Origin of the sequence: Paenibacillus mesophilus (assembly GCF_005938385.1) — a bacterium.
In the GTDB taxonomy this organism is placed as follows: Bacteria; Bacillota; Bacilli; order Paenibacillales; family NBRC-103111; genus Paenibacillus_AB; species Paenibacillus_AB mesophilus.
In genome coordinates this window covers 1-17783 of sequence record NZ_VCRA01000055.1, presented here as the reverse complement: position 1 = coordinate 17783, position 17783 = coordinate 1, and the positions used below count along the sequence as shown (strand labels likewise).

Genomic DNA, 17783 nt, shown 5'->3' with positions numbered 1-17783 from the left:
TGTTCTACATCACGTAATTGCTCTTCAATCGTTTTCATCGCGATCACCCGTACAAATAAGTTGTAGTGTCTTATTCGACGCGGGTATCTTGAAGTTCCTTCCAAGCGTCTTTAGTTCAACTTATATAGATTATCAACTACCTCAGAAAAATAGTTGTAGACTGGACAGTTAAATCGAATGGATATAAGGATAAATCCGGAAAATAAAGTGTTAGACTGGATTGTTTTTTATTTCAGGCTTTATGAAACGATGAAACGATACGTTAGTCCTTCAAAATAAGCATTAAACTGACTCCAATTATACAGGGGCAGCCTAAAACTTGAAAATGAAGTCCTAGATTGCCGCTGCACTTTTATGCTTTTGTCTCCCGTTCTCTCGCTTCGATTACCGTTTCCCCTTCTCCAGAAGGAGTCTCAAAACCGTTTAAATACTGGGTTAGAATGTCCTCGGTGATCGGAAATGCCGCATTGGCGTCAAAACGTTCACTTCTGATGAGAAGCCTCTGACGTAACTCATCCGGCTGAACCTTTAAGTAAATCAGCTCCCACACGCCGCCATACTCGTCGATCAGTTGCTTGTATTCATTGCGTCTTTGACTCTGCCAAAAGCTAAAATCGACAACGACATGGTGTCTAGCTTGGATCAGATTCACCAGTTCCATCCGCAACTTTATTTCCGATTCTTTTTGATAAGACTCATAATTTTCCTCTGGATAATCAACTCCAAAACGTCCGTGTGTGGTCCAAATATCCTCATCTATCGAGAGCCGGGCAAATCCCTCTTTTTCCAACTTTTGCGCAAAGGTCGTTTTACCCGATCCTGCCACGCCGCACATCATCACAACGACGGGAGCTGCGCTCGTACGCTTTTGCTGCACCAATTTTTCGATAACAATCTTTTCACTCAGCAAATACTTCATCTCCTTTTATCTTTGTCTAATTGAAATGGCTCTTTCTCATCAGTCTAAAACTTTATTTTCTCAGTCTATCACTTTATTTTTCAGTCTAGAAGTTTATTTTCTTTGGACAGTTATGCTCCAAAAAGCCTATCATAAGGAAATATTTACAGCGGATTGCATGTTGATTTAAAGTAGTAGTATCAATTGGGAAGAGGTGGTTATATTGTCAGAAATAAACCTCCATGAACTTACTGCGGAAAATTGCAGCATTGAAAAAACAGATGAAGAAATAAAAATATGGTGTTCCTATGATAAAGGTTATGCGGTTTCTACACAAAAATATAAAAGCCCCGTCGTCATTCGAGCCGAAGTTATGACCGATTCCACGAATATCCGATTGCTATATGATGGGGGGCAACTCATTTTTAATTGGGAGCGCAATGAGGAAGAATTGCGTTGGTGCGACCCCGGAACAGGTAAGGCAAGAAGTATTACAGGCGCGGGAAAAGTGCCGAAGAACACTTGGATTAACTTATTATGGAACATTGAAGTCGACTATGTGTCCGTAAGTGTTGACGGGATAGAACGTTACCGTGTAGCAGGAGATTTCAGTAAGGTGGCAGGACAAATTGGGATTGGCTCTGCTATGGGATCAACTGTATGTGTGAGATCGCTCTCCATCGCAGGAACACTAACCGATGAAGGAACTTCAATACCGGAGATAACGGAAATCAACGATTGTTTAGATCGACAAAAGAAGCTACTGGTAAACTGCGCCGACCTCTCCGGTTCACGATTTGTAACCGTTAAGGGAGAGCCTCTCTATTTTCAAGAAGTAACTCTTGCGGGAACCAAGATTATCGATGCTAATTTAGGCGGATTGGAGATTGATGGGGCGAACCTCGGTGGGGCATTCATCCACAATATTGGTCCTAAAATGGCACCTATTGATCATCCTGCCTATAACCCGAACGCCAGGATGGAACCGGTACGATTCGATCGTTGCGACCTCAACAGAAGTATAATGACAAACTGTGACTTGTCGGATATCGAAATTACGAATTGCAATATCTCCGGTCTAAAGATCAACGGCATATTAATTGAGGATTTGATTAGGGAATATGAAAATAAAATGTTGCAGGATCAAAGCTAGCAAATATGTATTTGTCGCTACGCTAACGAGTACGATAGTTCAACCTGAGCAAGGAGAAGACCACCGCGGTACTGCTCCCTGTTTCATTAAAGTATCGGGCAGGATACTTCCATCAATTAACGAATATAGGATTCCGTATAGCTTTGCTACATGAATTCATTCTTAGTTCAAATCGTAAGTTTGATGAGATCTCATTAAGTGGAATCAAGATAGATAGATAGCTGAAATCAGGAGGGATGTGGTGTTGAAACACGAGCGTACGAGGTCCAATCAGTATCCGCTAGGAAGTAGCTCCGCTAAAAGAAGGCGATCCGCCGTTGCATTATTATTCGTCCTAGTGGTTATTTGGGCCACTGGTTGTACAGAAAATTCAAGTGACGCTGATAAATCAGTAAGTGACAAGTCAGGCGGGTCTGCTCGGGTCGTGGGTACCCAAGAATCAAGCGTCACATCTTCGCCGGTTGCTAGCAGCACCTCTACAATCCGCATCGATATAAAAAGCAGCGGTGCATCCATTGGTACTGAAACCAGTGAAACGGACCAACGAGATGAGAATAAACTTGAGGTCGAAGCGAGAAAGTCGATAGGGACAACTCCTACACCCATTGATGGCGGAGAAGGAACGCTATCGACAGTAGAAGCGAGATCCAGACTCATACCACTGCTTCCCGAGGGTTGGCACGTTATGAAGGATAGTCATGATACCATCCCAGCCGTAGCAACCGGTGATCTTAATAAGGATGGCATTCCTGATGTGGCGGCGGTAGTAGAAGGGCTTAGCGATACCTTCAGTGGGCCCGGTCCGCGTTCCTTGCTCTTGGCTTTTGGCCGACAAGATAATACCTTGGAGTTGTCACTTATTTCAGATAAGGTGGTACTGAGCGCAGATTCGGGTGGAGTATATGGCGATCCTTTCGACGGCATTATGATTGAACGAGGAACCGTATTAATTCGTGATTACGGAGGGAGCAACTGGCGCTGGTACAACCGTTACCGTTTCCGATATCAGGACATGGACTGGTACCTCATTGGATTCACAACCGGTAATTACTATACTGGTACGTCTACACTTGAAGAAGCGGATGAAGACGACTACAACCTGTTAACTGGTGATTACATTTTGCGGCGGACGAGTGAAGAAGGTAAAGTTGAAATCAAAAAAGGGAATCGAGGGAGAAAAGAACTTATCAAGCTGCATGATTTTGATTTGACTAATATGTAATGATCATTTTGGGGGGAATTCCCAAAACATCAATAAGCTAACTAGGGTACGAGAGCACAATAGGTGATTCAGCAGGCTGCCGGCGATCGGCGGCCTATTGAAGTAACTGAGTGAAATAAAAAGGTATTTTTTTCGGTAGTAAATAAAGAAAATGAGGTGCTGGATATTATTTTTAGAGATGCACAACACGCGTGGAACCCTTCTCCTGATGAGATAAGAGTTTGGGCGTACAATGATGAGAAAATCCCTGAGCAAGATTGGGAGATAGCTGTAAATAGTTTCGAAAATATTCCAATGATTTGTTCATTTATCGAGGACGAAAACTGCAAACATAATTCATTTTTTTAGCAGTCTCTACGTTTTCACAGGAGATATCGTTAGGTCAGGCGAAACTGGTGAATTAGTCAAGTTATCCATGTTGTTAGATAAGGTAGAAATTTCAGCTCAATCGGTAAAACTAAAAGATTGGATTAATCGTTCTAAGCATCTTATAAAGTATCCAAACACTTATGATTATACTTTCTGGGGGCTTGGTTCCAAGTTCGTTTATTGAACGGATACGATAGCTTCTGTGCTGGAGGAACCAATGAAATTGTTGAGTTGGCATTTCGATGATGATCCTTTAGGATCCTCTGATGAATGGAATTGGGTTGAAATAACGATGACTTTCGACGACGGAAGCAAGCGGTGAGTATCTTATATACGCCAGACAGATTGAAGAATAACTTAACTCGGACTAACATTGATCCTCCTAGCTTATTCATCCCTCATATGATAGTAGTCAGAAGTTATGGTAAAGACGATATCGAACGAACTCTTAGGTATCTAGAAAGTGTAAATGAACTACTCACGGCATCTAAACCGTTGGAGTAGGCATTACGCTAACACGGCTACACGATTGGCTGCCGTTGTTCGTTGAAGTAACGGGGCAGTTTACTTCAATCCGCAAGTTTTATTTAGAACAATTTGATAAATGATCGGAAGTGACTAATGAACATTCGTCTGTTGAATGACTCTGATGCCCAAGTGTATAGAGAAGTAAGGTTGCGTGCATTGAAAAATGACCCCGATTCATTTGGATCAACGTATGAGCAAGAAGAAACTAAACCATTGGGGCACATTATAGAAAGGATACACCATACAAAAGATCAATTTACATTGGGATGTTTTGACGAAAGTAACACATTAGTTGGCATTGTCAATTTTTCACGTGAAGACAGGCTTAAGACGGCACATAAAGGAAACATTTACGGTATGTACGTAGAGCCTCAATTTCGAGGACAGGGGTTAGGTAAAGCCCTTCTATTAGCCTTGATTGAAAGAGCAACAAAAGAATGTGAAGGGTTGGAACAGATTCATTTGACGGTTGTGTCTAATAACAAATCAGCAAAACGCTTATATGTCTCGCTAGGGTTTGAAGTTTACGGTATAGAACCACATGCATTAAAGTTTGATGAACAGTATTTCGATGAAGACTTAATGATTTTAAGATTGCGACTAGTGAACTAAAGGGGACAATAGTTTAACGAACTGGCTGCAATTGGTTTTCGATTGGCGCGATACCAAAAAAATAAGCGAAACTGTGTTCCAGAAAATTGCCTAAGAAAATGCTTTGAAACTATTCGGAATGAAATAGAAATAGGCGAGATTTGTCCATGAACCGTTAAATCCCTTGTCCAATATCGGGTTTTAGCGGTTTTTGCTTTCATCGCGATGCCGAACTTCCGATTGACTTTACATATATATTGACTATATTATATATAATATAGAAACAGGACGATGTCGATCCGATCGTTTCGAACGGCTATGCTGCGATAGTGGTTTGGGATATTCCTGATAGGGAGTCAACCTGTTCAATCTGGGGAGGTATCATGCATTGATCGATTCCAAATATTTGTTGAACGACGAACAGATCGTGCAATTTATCACTCACGGAAAATTGCAGCTTCAGACCGACTTCTCCTGCGAGTTTCACCAAAAGGTTATACGGAAAATGAATGAGGTATATGCGAACTAAGAGAATCAGGGAAACAATCTGGTGCCCCGCATCCCCGAGATTCAGCAATTATTCGACCAAGAGGAACTGGCGCAAGCATTGACCGGCGAAGTTGAGAATGATGCTCTTAATACGGCATACGCACTCGCTGCCCTTGGTCAAGAAGGAGTGCCCGTGCTCGTTCAGGGATTGAAGCACTCGGCTCCGGACGTAGCGGGGCCCCGGAGCTTCTCGGTGCCCCGGCTGTCGGCTCATGGATTGGCTGCGGAAGGACCTGTGGCGATTCCGTCATTGATCGAAGCGTTGGATGCAGAATACGAGAATAGAGATGAATTGGGTTTTGTCGCTTATGCGTTAGGGGAATTGGGGGAGCATGCCGGCGCGGCAGTCCCGAAACTTATCGACCTGTTGCAGGAACAATCCGCATTTATTTACGGCAGGCTTGGCGCTCGCGCGAATAGGACCATGAGAGGGAGATTGTATGAAGCTGGGAATCAGTCTGTACTGTTTAAAAGGAGCCATCGTATCCAACGAGATGACGGTACTTACGGCTATCGATTGGATCGCAGAGGCGGGCGCGGCGCATGTCGAGATCGCTTCCGTCGGGTTCGACCTGCTGGAGCAGCCGGAGCTTGCCGACGCGATTCGGGACAGGGCACAGCGGGCAGGGATCGATGTATCGAACTATTGTGTCTCCGCCAATTTCATCACGGCCGGCGCCGATGAATACGAGCGGATGATCGAGCGCGTAAAACGGCATGTCGATGTGACGGTGCGACTTGGCGCGAAACATATGAGGCATGATGTAGCAGCGCGGCCGATCGGCGACATTTCGGTCCGCAACTTTCGGCGGGATCTTCCAATGCTTGCAGAAGCGTGCCGCAGCATTGCCGATTACGCCGCCAGTTACGGCATTACGACAAGCGTCGAGAACCACGGGTACTACATGCAAGGCAGCGAACGCGTGCAGCATTTGATCGAAGAAGTGGACCGCGACAATTACCGCATGACACTCGATATCGGCAATTTTCTATGCGTCGACGAGTTGCCGCTTATCGCCGTTCAGCGAAACATCCGCCTGGCGTCGATGGTCCATTTGAAAGATTTTTATGTTCGCACGCCGGACAGAAGTCCAGGTTCTTCGTGCCCGGGCTGGTTCCCGACAGCCGGAGGCAACCAACTGCGCGGCGCGATATTGGGGCAAGGCGATATTCCCATGCGGGATGTGATACGCGCAATCAAACAAGCGGGCTATGACGGTTACCTGTCGCTCGAATTCGAAGGCATCGAAGAATGCAAAAGTGCCACGAAGCAAGGGTTCGAGTACGCCAAGCGCGTGTGGGGGGAACTGTAAAACACGTCTCAAACGACCGAAACGAGGCAGCTGTTTTCCGGTACACAAGGCAGGAGAGGCGGTGCCTGCTTTGCAACAAGTCTTGTATGAAGGGGACATGACTAATAGATGAGGGTGATAAATAATGACAGGTTCAATTTTAACAGCCGTTGGTAAAGCTAAACTAGCTAGCGCCACCCCTGAAAATCAGCTTGAGATTACGCATGTCGCCGTTGGTGATGGCAATGGATCATATCCTGTTCTGACAGAAAATATGATTGCGTTAGCTCATGAAGTATGGCGTGGTCATGCATCTAACCCGATTCGTGACACACAAGCAACAAATACACTGATGTTTGAATCTGCATTACCAGTTGATGTTGGCGGCTTTACCATTCGAGAGATTGCTATTTTTGACAGTACAGGTGCAATGATTGCAATCGGGCATGTTGACCCTGCACAGCAAAAACGACTACTGACGCAGTCAACTGGTATCAATATGACCGTGCGTATCATTATCGCACTGGCAAATGCTGCTGAAACAAATCTTATTTTACAAACAGAAAAGATAGAGCAGCAAGCGGGGAACGGTTTGGAACAGGAACCGCCGGAGGAGCCGGTCACCCATGTAAGCCGCAGAAAGCTGCTGACGGCCTTCAGCATGGCCGGTGCGGCCTTTGCCGCGGGCAGCATACTCCCGGGATCGGTGGCGGCTTACGGGAAAGAGGGTTTATCGGTTGCCGGTACCATATACGAAGGGTCTAAAGGCAAGGACAAAATTCCCCCAGGAATAGCGGCGAAGCTTGAGCTTGCGACCCATAACGACCTGGCTGGTCGTGATTTGGCTGGAGCACATCCAGCTAGCTCTATTCAGAGCGCAAATGGAGAGACGCAACAGCAAGTTAATGACTATGTTGGTGCGAAATGGTACGCAAATCCCAATGGCTACCCTTTAAATGCTCGTGTAAGACTGGATAATGGCGATATTGTACGCTCTACCGTTGCAAACAACACCGCCGATCCTAATGCTGACATGGCGGGGTGGATTAAAACAAATTCGGCAAGCTATATTGTTGATGAAAGCGGTATCACACAACAAATTATTAACGCCTCTTTAAGGCTTCAGTATTTTTCACATTTAAAATCTTTTACCCCTTGGTATGATGGGCAAGTTGTTTATGTTGCACAACGTAAAGAAGGCTACATTTATGGAGGTGGTTTATTTAAAGCAGATTTAAGTGATACAACAAGCGTAGATAATGATGGAACTATTTTGGTTGGGGTAGATGGGACACGATGGAAAAGACAATATTCAACTTATGCAGACCCTTGCTGGTTCGGTGCGGACTATACTGCTTCCGTTGACTGTTCACCAGAAGTTCAAAAAGCTGTTGACATTTCAATGGGAAGGGTATGGTTTGGGAATGCTGATAGAAACTTTAAGATGACGACACCTATAGGCCTACCAACAAATGGGCTGACCGGTGAAAAATTAATGGACATCTGTGGAGATGGAGCGAGGATTTGGGTATATAGCTCTACAGGTATTTTTACTTCTCAACGTTCAATAGGTTCTGAAAACTCATCAAGCGACCTTTACACATCGGTTCTGGAAATCGGCAGGGGGTTGAGATTTCAGGGGGATGGTGTGTCTGACTCGGTTGTTATTAATGGAGATCGTTTATATAACGTTATTATGCGTGGTGGTCGATACTTGCGCATAAGCGCACTTGTAAAAGCATCAGTACCACGTAGGTCTGAGACAACAGGTTATGTTCAATCAATTCAAATCATAAGTAACCACTTAGCTCTATGTAAACGTATTGTTGATTCCAAAAGAGGTTTTAACGTTACATTTAGTTATAATATGGGTGAATCATGTTACGGTGGAATTTATATTGATGGTGACGGCTCACCTGCAGTTAATGTTATTGAGGTTCAAAGAAATCTTTGGGAATCCAGTGGTGTTCTTGCTAAACTCGGTGCAGTTTATGCAGGAACATTCATGAGTAATTATTGCGAAGGGAATAGTGCTGGTGATCTGCCAACTTTAAAATGCTTGATTGAGATTGGCAAAGTTGGCAGTACAGCATATAGCTCTGGCATAACATTTATTGGCAATCAGTTTGGTGCTGCTGCAACATACAAGACTGATGTTGATTATTGTGATGTTAAATTCAAATCATCATTAAGTGGTACTAATCTGGATACACTAGCTCCCCCTGTTTTTGTTGGAAATTGGTCAAATGGCTACAGAATGTATTCAGAGGGCCAAGTTGTTACACAATTCGGAAACTCGTACAGTGGATCTTCTTTATCACGACATAAAGCGCCACGTCTCCATACTGAAGCACGAGTATCTTTTGCACTGTCAAGAAAGGATTTTTTAAGTTCAACTGAACTATCATCTGGAGTCCATACTATAGCTGAAGTGGATACATCTATCATAAAATCAATAGCGACACAATCAAACAGAGCATGTACTGCTGATTTAAATGTATTTATGCAAATGAAAAACTCCGGCGGTGTTGTTCTAGGCAGTGCTGTTGCTAAAATTATGTTAGTCGCTCAGGGTTCGGAGGGGATTGGTACCGGGGCATCAAGTAATATCTATGTTGATGGGAGTTTGATTGGTTTTGCGCAAAACAACAGTGGCGTCATTGATACTGTGAATTCTGTTAGTTTATCTCCGCATTTTACAAATCCTTCACTATCAATTACGCAGTCTGGCGATAAATACCTGTTAAAGCTTTCAGGCTATTCTGCTACACCTCAACCGGCGTATGGGGCATCAAATAGAATTTCGTCAAATTGTACTATGTCAATATACGGTTTAAATTCAGGTGCAAGTTTAGCTGGTCAATTATCTTTCTAATTTATGAAATCGATTTCTACATCAAAATTTCGCCGAAAAGTGTTCTTCAAAGAGGTCCGAAAAGAAGTTGGAGAAGTACTGAGGACACTGTGCGAGTACAAGAACGTTGAATTGGTAAAAGGCAGTATCCGTGCGGATCACGTACACATGTACGTGAAGATACCGCCTAAAGTTGAGCGTATCCGAATTTATCCGCGCCTTTAGGCACTGCCAGTACCATGCCCCTTATAGGGGCGATATCAAGCCACCCGTTGAATAGGTGGTACTGTGACTTAAAAATGGTCCATATGAAGGGAGCAGGCCGAATGAAGCTCGAGCTGTTTGCGGAAACCGATAACCGGGTGCCGCTGTCGTTTCCCCACTTTCCGACGCGTTTGCAAGCGATTGTTTGGCGCAACTGGGGACTTATTCCTGTAGAAAGGCTGGCCCTTACGCTGCGGGCTACCGTTGCCGAATTGGAGGAGGTTGCGGGAGGACTCGGCTTGCCGGTTCCCGAAAAAGCCGATCCGCTCTGGTTATCCCGCGGCTACATTACGATACTGCGTGCCAACTGGCACTTGCTGCCGTACGAGCAGCTGCTCGTATTGCTGGATTGGACGAAAGACCAGATGGCATTCGCTCTTAAAGAGGACGACTTCCTATGGATTAAAATGGGCAGTCTAAAGCCTGCCATGGAGCCCGTTTATTACCGTCCGTTAACCGACGAGGAGCGAGAAAAAACGGAGCAGGTCCGCGATACGATAGCTCATTATTTTCCTAAGGACGATTCAGCCGCTCCGGATGAATGGGGAGTCGAACTTACCGCCGCGCCGGAGAAGCCGTTTACATTTCTCGGCGGGTTCCGGGATGCCGGAGAGGCGCAGTGGCAGGGCGCAACGTCCGGAGCCGGCGTAACGGAGCCCGGAGATGGTGAAGACAAGGTAGTACTGGACGGCAGTTATTCCATCGTTTTGCCGGAAGGCGCTTCTAGACGGGTTCGGGGATTTGCCGAGAGGTTCGCCGATAGGCTCGAACGTGCATGGGGATTCCGTCTCCGGATGGAGGGTAGCGGCCAGCCGGTCGGCCCGGACTGGAGTGTTGTACAGTTGAAGCTCGCGCCGGACGGCGGCAAGCTCCGCGAAAGCCATCGTATCGCTGCAGAGGGCAACCGGGTTACCATAGAGGCTGTGGATGAGAACGGGCTGCTGCGAGGCTTGCAGTGGATAACGGCCGGGATGAACGAGCAGGGAGGACCTTTCGTGGTCCGGGGTGTGACGAATCGGTCTACTAGGTACGATTTCCGGCTGCTGTATTCTTATTTCGCTGTATATGGAGATCCGCTGCTCGATCCCGAGCTTGACCCGTATCCCGAACATTTGCTCGAGAGATTGTCGGAAACGGGGGTAAACGCGGTTTGGCTGCAGTGCGTGCTGTACCAGCTTGTGCCTTTTGCCGAAGCGCCCGAGATGTCGATAGGCTGGGAACGCCGGGTGGAAGGGCTGCGCAAGCTGGCGACCCGGGCGGCCGATTACGGGATCGGAGTTTATTTGTACTTTAACGAGCCGCGCTCCATGCCTTTGGAATTTTTCGAGGCAAGACCGGAATGGCGGGGGCATACGATCGGCACTTACGCTTCGATGTGCACGTCGCATCCGGAAGTGCAGCGGTATTTAAAGGAAGGGACTGCGGCGCTGTTCCGGTCGGTCCCGGAGCTGGCGGGCCTGTTTACGATCACGATGTCGGAAAATATGACCAACTGTTACTCTGTATCGGGCAGATCCAAGCTGACTTGCCCCCGCTGCTCGGAGCGATCCCGGGCTGAAGTGGTGGCCGAGGTGAACCGTCTGATCGCCGAGGGCGCACACAGCGCCAAGCCGGATGCCCGGATCGTATGTTGGACGTGGGGCTGGCGCGAGTCGAACGGATTTGATCTGGAGCGCTGCATCTCGCTTCTGCCGAAAGGGGTCAGCGTCATGAGCGTTAGCGAAGACGAGAAACCGACAAACGTAGGCGGGATACCTGGTCAAGTCGTAGACTACTCGATCTCGCAAGTCGGTCCGGGCGACAAGTCGCGGAACGTCTGGAAAGCTGCCCGTCGGCACGGATTGCAGGCTTACGCCAAGGTGCAGTTCAACAACACCTGGGAATGCTCGGCGGTCCCGTTCCTGCCGGTATTCGATCTGGTAAATGAGCATATCGGCAACTTGAACGAGGAGGGAGTCAGCGGGCTGATGCTAAGCTGGACGCTTGGCGGGTATCCGTCCCCGACCTTGGAGATGGCGTCCAAACATTTTTGGGCGACGGAACGGGGATGTACGGAACAGGATGATAAACCGGAGGATGAGCCCGTACCGCTTAGCTGGCTTCGGAGCAAGTTCGGCTATGAGAGCGGCAGCGCCATAGCGAGGGCGACGACTGCTTTCAGCGATGCGTTCCGCCACTTCCCGTTCCATGTCTCGGTCGTGTATACGGCTCCGATGAACTACGGTCCTGGGAATCTGCTGCATCTGATGCCGACCGGTTACAACGCGACAATGGTAGGTTTTCCTTATGACGACGTGCACCGCTGGCGGGCGATTTATCCGCCGGAGATGTTCGAGGAGCAGTTCCGTCTATTGACCGAAGGCTGGGAACAGGGGCTGAAACTGCTGGTCGATGCCGGCCGTCAGTTGACGGATGCTCTCAAAAAGGACACTTACGCGAATATGCTTCACACCGCATTAGGGGCCTATTACCATTTCCGCAGCACGTATCACCAGATCGCTTTCGTTCTCGAGCGGGAGAGGCTGTCGGGAACGGAGGATCCGGCAGAGGCGGCAAACTCGCGGCAGCGGATGAAAGAGCTGGCCGAACGGGAGATCGAAATCACCCGGCAACTGTACGACCTGATGAGACGCGACTCGCGGATCGGTTATGAAGCGAGCAACCATTATTATTACACCGGCCGGATGCTGCAGGAAAAAGTATTAAACTGCCAAGACCTGTGCGGGAAGCTGAGCGCCGCCGCTGTCCCCGTTCAGGAGGAAGCAAGCGGGCAGTAGGCCCGAACGGAATGAACAAGCAAAACGATCGCCCTTCCGGCTGGAGGGGCGATCGTTTTATAGATGCGACGATTTCCGGGTAGTGTGAGGGAGGCAGGCCGGTGTAGCGTTTGAACGACTTGGAGAAATGGTAGATGTCGGAGAACCCGCTTAGAGGTGTGACGGTAAAGCCTAGGTTTTCGAGCCTTCGCATACAGATGGGCAGGACAATGCAAATGCAGGATTTGGAAAACATTTGAGGAATATGTTCTCAATAATAAACTGTGCGGAAAGTTGATGATCGAATTGAAAAAGGACCATCCGAGAAAAATACATATTATTGGTTCGGTTGGGAGTGGTAAAACAACTTTAGCGAGAAACTGAAAGACAATTGGAATGAAATCAACTTAATTCTCCAGGAAAAAAGAAACAAATGGTCGCCTAATGAAATAAGCAAAGAAGATTATGCAAAAATAGCTTTTTTGTTAAGGGAGATCAATCAATTTCCTGATAATCAAAAGACAGTTACTGAGTCAGGATCTAATTTCAGAGACTTTTTTTGAATTTATTATATAAAACAATAATTATATATTTTAAAACAATAAATTTTATGTTAAATTCAATCTGCACTTACCTAAAACGTGTACATATGAAGGGGCATCACTAGGTAAAGGAAGGAGCCGTTTATGAGCAACGAACCTATCATCAGTTTGCAAAATGTAACGAAACGGATCGGCCGAACCACAGTCATCGACGATCTTACGTTTGATGTGCCGCAAGGCGAAATTTTCGGCTTTTTGGGCCCGAACGGGGCCGGCAAAACAACGACCATCCGCATGATCGTCGGACTGATGTCGACAACAAAGGGACAGATCCTGATCAAAGGGAAAAATATCAAAACCGAATTCGAGCAAGCAATCCGACATGTCGGAGCCATCGTTGAAAATCCTGAAATGTACAAGTATTTGAGCGGGTACCTGAACCTCGTTCATTATGCCCGCATGGTGCCGGGTGTGACGAAAGAAAGGATCGACGAAGTGGTGAAGCTGGTCCGACTAGAGAACCGCATTCACGACAAAGTCAAGAAGTATTCACTCGGCATGCGTCAGCGCCTTGGGGTAGCGCAGGCGCTGCTGCATCGGCCGTCGCTGTTAATTCTGGATGAACCGACGAACGGTTTGGACCCGGCAGGGATTCGCGAGTTGCGTGACTATTTAAGGCAGCTGACCCGTACGGAAGGCATCACGGTTATCGTCTCCAGCCATCTGTTGTCCGAGATGGAACTCATGTGCGACCGGGTTGCTATTCTGCAGCAGGGCAAGTTGATTGATGTGAAGCCGATCCAGCATTTTACCCAGGGGAGCGAGCAGGAACAAACGTATCGGATTGAAGCACAGCCGACGGAAAAAGCGTTAGAAGTATTGGGACAAATGGAAGGAATCCATGGGATCGAACTCGTCGAGGATGGGCTTATCGAGGTTAGGACCGAACGGATTCGTGTTCCGGACATGCTGTCTGGGTTGATGCAGCATCAAATTCGAATCTATGGCGTCGAGCTGGTTCGACTGTCACTGGAAGATCGTTTCTTGGAAATTACGGGAACATGGGGGAATCAGATTGGTTAATCTTGTTCGCAATGAAAATATGAAGATCTACCGAAGGGCGAGAACGTGGATTATAGTCGGATTTATGATCGCAATGGTGCTTTTTGTTAATATCATTGAATGGCATTCGGATAGGAAACAAGCGCAAGGCGGCTGGCAGGCGGAACTGCAACAGGAGATACAACACCGAAACGAGGTTTTGGCGAAGCCTGAGCTGTCTGAAGAAACCCGCACGTATAACCTGCAGCGGATCGCCCTCATCAATTATCATCTGGAGAAAAATATACCGACAACAGACGGCACGATGTGGGATGGCATCGATACTTCGGCCGAAATGGTGCTCGTGATCACCGTATTCACCATCATTATCGCGGGAGACATTCTGGCAGGCGAATTTTCGTCAGGCACAATCAAGCTGCTGCTCATCCGGCCAGCTAATCGGCTCAAGATCCTCATAGCCAAATATATCTCCTCATTGATGTTCGGCATACTCTTGTTGCTCACGCTTTTTGTCGTATCCGTCGCGGTGAACGGGATCTTATATGGATTTGGAGATTTGAATCTGCCTTTGGTCGAAGTGACATACGAGGGGATTATTATCGAGAAGAACATGGTCCTTAACTTGTGGAAAACGTATCTGTTGAACGGGGTATCAACCATCCTATATGTCACTATGGCATTTATGATCTCGTCCGCTTTCCGCAGCAGTACCATGGCCATCGCTTTTTCCATCGGCGCCATGTTTGCAGGTAATATTTTGCTGGAGGCGCTGCATCGATTCGATTGGAGCAGATACCTATTGTTCGCTAATACCGATCTTACCCAATATTTAGACGGGAGACCTTATCAGAGTGGAATGACGCTTTCGTTCTCCATCGGAGTGCTTGCGGTTTACTTCATCGTATTTAATCTGATTTCCATTTTTATGTTCACGCGAAGAGACGTGGCGGCTTAAGCCCGCCGTTCCGCAGCAATTGAAGCAGCCCCCAAGCAGACACGGATCTGCTTGGGGGCTGTTCGTGGTGCGCCCGGCATGGGCGATAACTAGGCGGTGAAAGTCCGCTACAGGCTTGGCAGTAGGAAATGTTAGCTGAAGGCAAGGGTGTCCGTCGTGAGGCGGAATCTGAAGGAAGCCGGAGGCAAACCCTCGGTCTGACGAACAGAAATCACATATAAGGCATGATGGGACGGATGAGCTTGCCATTCAAAGCAAAGTCCAATACTGCCCAAACCCTATCATGTAGATGTGGCAGATAGATGAGGGGAAAGTTATCGCTCTTACCCGGGGAGATCTAACAGACGTGGAGTAGAAGAAAAAAAATCCGAAAGACGGAGTAAAGCTCGCTGTGAGAAGTCAGCAGACGCCATAGTACACGAGCCGTAATCGCGCGAGTGGAAGGGCTGAACAATCGTAAGTTTTGAGTACATACAGGAAGGAGAACCGGTGCTGTGAAAGCAGAATACCGAAAGGGCTGCCCTCAAAGGGGGAACGTAAAGGGAACTTTAATTGGAGATAAGAGAAGGGAGTTTGTTCATTTAAGCGGATTCGATCCGACAAAATTGATGGAATATCTGGAAATAGACCTGATCAGCCACAACCGGTCCATAATCTCGACAATCCTAAAACCAGTAGAATATTTTTTTGAGCATATCCATACTTGGTTCCCACTGTCTTTAAGGTGGTGTTCCGAGTGCGTGAAGAAGGGTTTTCACAGCTGGTTGCATCAGTTTTCACTGGTTAAACGTTGTCCAACTCATCAAATCGACCTGATTTGCGCATGTCCTGGCTGCTTGAAACAAATACCCTTCTTACTGAGTGACTACAGCCTGAGTGACCCTTTTACTTGTAAGTGCGGATATACGTTAGCCGATTTTACTTTGACACAGTGGTCTGAGTGGAATATCCTTGCAAAAGTAGAGGACGGTGATGTGTTGAAATGGTTAGCAGGTGAAAGGGGAGTTGTAACAGAAACAGATCGACTATTGTTTATTCCTAGGTCTGTTTCTGTTAAAATGTTTAATTTCGAACCAACCATTACATCAAAGTTCACTGACAGTGAACATATAAAGAAGATGACCAAGAGAGGCTATTCATTAAGTAATGAGTTTAAAGATCACGTTTATGATGAAAATAAAAAATGCTTCAGGGCCATAGACCGTCATGTCAGAAAAAAATACTTAGCTAAATGGGATAAGGTTTTATGGGATAAAGTTCTTGTCAAATCTCAATGACAAGAACATTATCCCATTCCCGACGATGGTTACATAATGTGGAAAGCAAGTCTCCCGCTTCCATAGTGCTGGAGCGGGTTTTTGGTTATTTTTCTGCGTTCGTACGTTGGCCTATTTCCCGCAAACGGTGGGGGTGTGAGTGGGTCTTATTAGCGCGGAATGGTTTACAGACCGTAAGGGAATCACACTTCACAGCTTGATTGAACTCCCTGATCCATACCGTACTCAATCACATATCGACTACTTAGACAAACTGGAAATGACATATATTGCTGTAAAGAAGCTCTAAGAGGGAGAGGGAAAGTAAATGACATTTAAACCGCACCCAGCTAATACCGCAATTGTGATTACAGACCCACAAAATGACTTTATGAGTCCTGGGGGGAGAGGCTATCATCTAACTAAAGGAACTATTGAACGAAACAATACTATACAAAACCTTGAACTATTAATGGGAACTGCCATGAATAAGGGATACCAACTTTTCATATCGCCCCATTATTTATACCCTCATGATTATGGCTGGCAATTTACAGGAAATGAACAAAAGATGCTATTAGGTCTTAGATTGTATCAAGTGGCAAATGCGTACACACCACCCTCATGGGGAGCTGATTTTGTTCAGTCTTTCAAACCTTATATTTTTGATAGAAGAACCGTCATAGCAACTCCTCACAAGGTTGCCAGCCCACAAACAAATGACTTGGAATATCAGTTGCGACAACATAGAAAAGAGAAGATAATTATTGCAGGGGTGCTTTCCAACGTTTGTGTAGAGTCCCATATGAGGTATCTAATCGAAACTGGTTTTGAAACAGCTATTGTATACGATGCCACTGCAACAATTAGTGAAGAGGATTTTCAAGCTGCCGTTACGAATTACAAAGCATTTGCCAGTGCGAGTTGGACAACGCAGGAAGCAATTTCACACTTATAAATCCTTGACCGCAATGGTTATGGGACCTTACACCTTTTTTGTAATAATAAACAACAACTCATGTCGGCTGACAAGAAAAATATAACATTAAGAGTCGCGTATATCGCGGCTCTTTTCATTTATGTTGTCATGTTCTTGTCTTGGGTCAATGACAAGAACATGACAACATACTCCACAGATTGATTTTGATTCTTATGTAGTGGCTGTCAGGCCATGGCTGACATTCTTGGAGGACAAGAACATACATTCAATGAAAGTTTCGGCTTTATATTTTTTATGTGTAAGTTCTTGTCCTTTTCGCTAGACAAGAACTTAAAACGTTACCCGAATTGGGACAAGAGCATACCATCCTTAGCCGCGACTGAACAAAAAACGGTTGAGGGAGGGGGGGCTTTAAATTGGAAATGGGATGAAGCTAACGGGCAGCATTCCTGTAATGAAGAAATTCGCGGTTTGAACAAGAAAAAGGCCTCTGGTAACATGAAATTGTCCTGAGCTGGCCAGCAAAAAAGGACAAATACTCGTGTTCCAGGA

14 protein-coding genes are annotated in these 17783 nt (G+C 46.4%); 13 read left to right on the top strand and 1 reads right to left on the bottom strand.

The window, feature by feature from the left end; translation table 11 throughout:
- Window positions 1-352: 352 nt before the first annotated feature.
- Window positions 353-910, bottom strand: coding sequence for a P-loop nucleotide/nucleoside kinase family protein (locus FE783_RS36400; RefSeq protein ID WP_338015945.1), 558 nt, complete (start codon window positions 908-910; stop codon window positions 353-355).
- Window positions 911-1121: 211 nt separating this feature from the next.
- Between FE783_RS36400 and FE783_RS38580 the strand changes: the two genes are divergently transcribed.
- The 13 genes from FE783_RS38580 (at window position 1122) to FE783_RS36330 (ending at window position 17744) form a co-directional block, all read left to right on the top strand.
- Entirely contained in the window at window positions 1122-2051 is a 930-nt protein-coding gene (locus tag FE783_RS38580) for a pentapeptide repeat-containing protein (protein WP_238403409.1), read from the top strand.
- Window positions 2052-2295: 244 nt separating this feature from the next.
- Entirely contained in the window at window positions 2296-3273 is a 978-nt protein-coding gene (locus tag FE783_RS36390; protein WP_138884306.1) for a hypothetical protein, read from the top strand.
- 990 nt (window positions 3274-4263) lie between these two features.
- Window positions 4264-4782, top strand: a complete 519-nt coding sequence (locus FE783_RS36385; RefSeq protein WP_138884305.1) for a GNAT family N-acetyltransferase — start codon at window positions 4264-4266, stop codon at window positions 4780-4782.
- 367 nt (window positions 4783-5149) lie between these two features.
- Window positions 5150-5290, top strand: coding sequence for a hypothetical protein (locus FE783_RS37825; RefSeq protein WP_158302241.1), 141 nt, complete (start codon window positions 5150-5152; stop codon window positions 5288-5290).
- A gap of 460 nt (window positions 5291-5750) precedes the next feature.
- Window positions 5751-6623, top strand: coding sequence for a sugar phosphate isomerase/epimerase family protein (locus FE783_RS36380; protein ID WP_138884304.1), 873 nt, complete (start codon window positions 5751-5753; stop codon window positions 6621-6623).
- Between the two features lie 124 nt (window positions 6624-6747).
- Complete coding sequence (locus FE783_RS36375) at window positions 6748-9477, top strand: phage tail-collar fiber domain-containing protein (protein ID WP_138884303.1); 2730 nt, start codon at window positions 6748-6750, stop codon at window positions 9475-9477.
- Between the two features lie 3 nt (window positions 9478-9480).
- Window positions 9481-9681: a transposase gene (locus FE783_RS39115; protein WP_138884302.1), complete on the top strand. Its 201-nt coding sequence runs from the start codon at window positions 9481-9483 to the stop codon at window positions 9679-9681.
- Between the two features lie 101 nt (window positions 9682-9782).
- Window positions 9783-12497 (top strand): beta-N-acetylhexosaminidase family protein, encoded by a 2715-nt coding sequence (locus FE783_RS36365; RefSeq protein WP_158302240.1) that lies wholly within the window; start codon window positions 9783-9785, stop codon window positions 12495-12497.
- Between the two features lie 665 nt (window positions 12498-13162).
- The gene (locus tag FE783_RS36355) at window positions 13163-14101 is read left to right on the top strand and encodes an ABC transporter ATP-binding protein (protein WP_138884300.1); all 939 of its coding nucleotides are present in this window, start codon (window positions 13163-13165) and stop codon (window positions 14099-14101) included.
- On the top strand, window positions 14022-15035 hold the full coding sequence (locus FE783_RS36350) for an ABC transporter permease (protein ID WP_138884299.1): 1014 nt from the start codon (window positions 14022-14024) through the stop codon (window positions 15033-15035). Before FE783_RS36355 ends, FE783_RS36350 begins: the two co-directional genes overlap by 80 nt.
- A 494-nt stretch (window positions 15036-15529) precedes the next feature.
- On the top strand, window positions 15530-16312 hold the full coding sequence (locus FE783_RS36340; RefSeq protein WP_138884298.1) for a TniQ family protein: 783 nt from the start codon (window positions 15530-15532) through the stop codon (window positions 16310-16312).
- Between the two features lie 307 nt (window positions 16313-16619).
- Window positions 16620-17249: a cysteine hydrolase family protein gene (locus FE783_RS36335; RefSeq protein WP_138884297.1), complete on the top strand. Its 630-nt coding sequence runs from the start codon at window positions 16620-16622 to the stop codon at window positions 17247-17249.
- Between the two features lie 213 nt (window positions 17250-17462).
- Window positions 17463-17744, top strand: coding sequence for a hypothetical protein (locus FE783_RS36330; protein WP_138884296.1), 282 nt, complete (start codon window positions 17463-17465; stop codon window positions 17742-17744).
- Window positions 17745-17783: the final 39 nt, after the last annotated feature.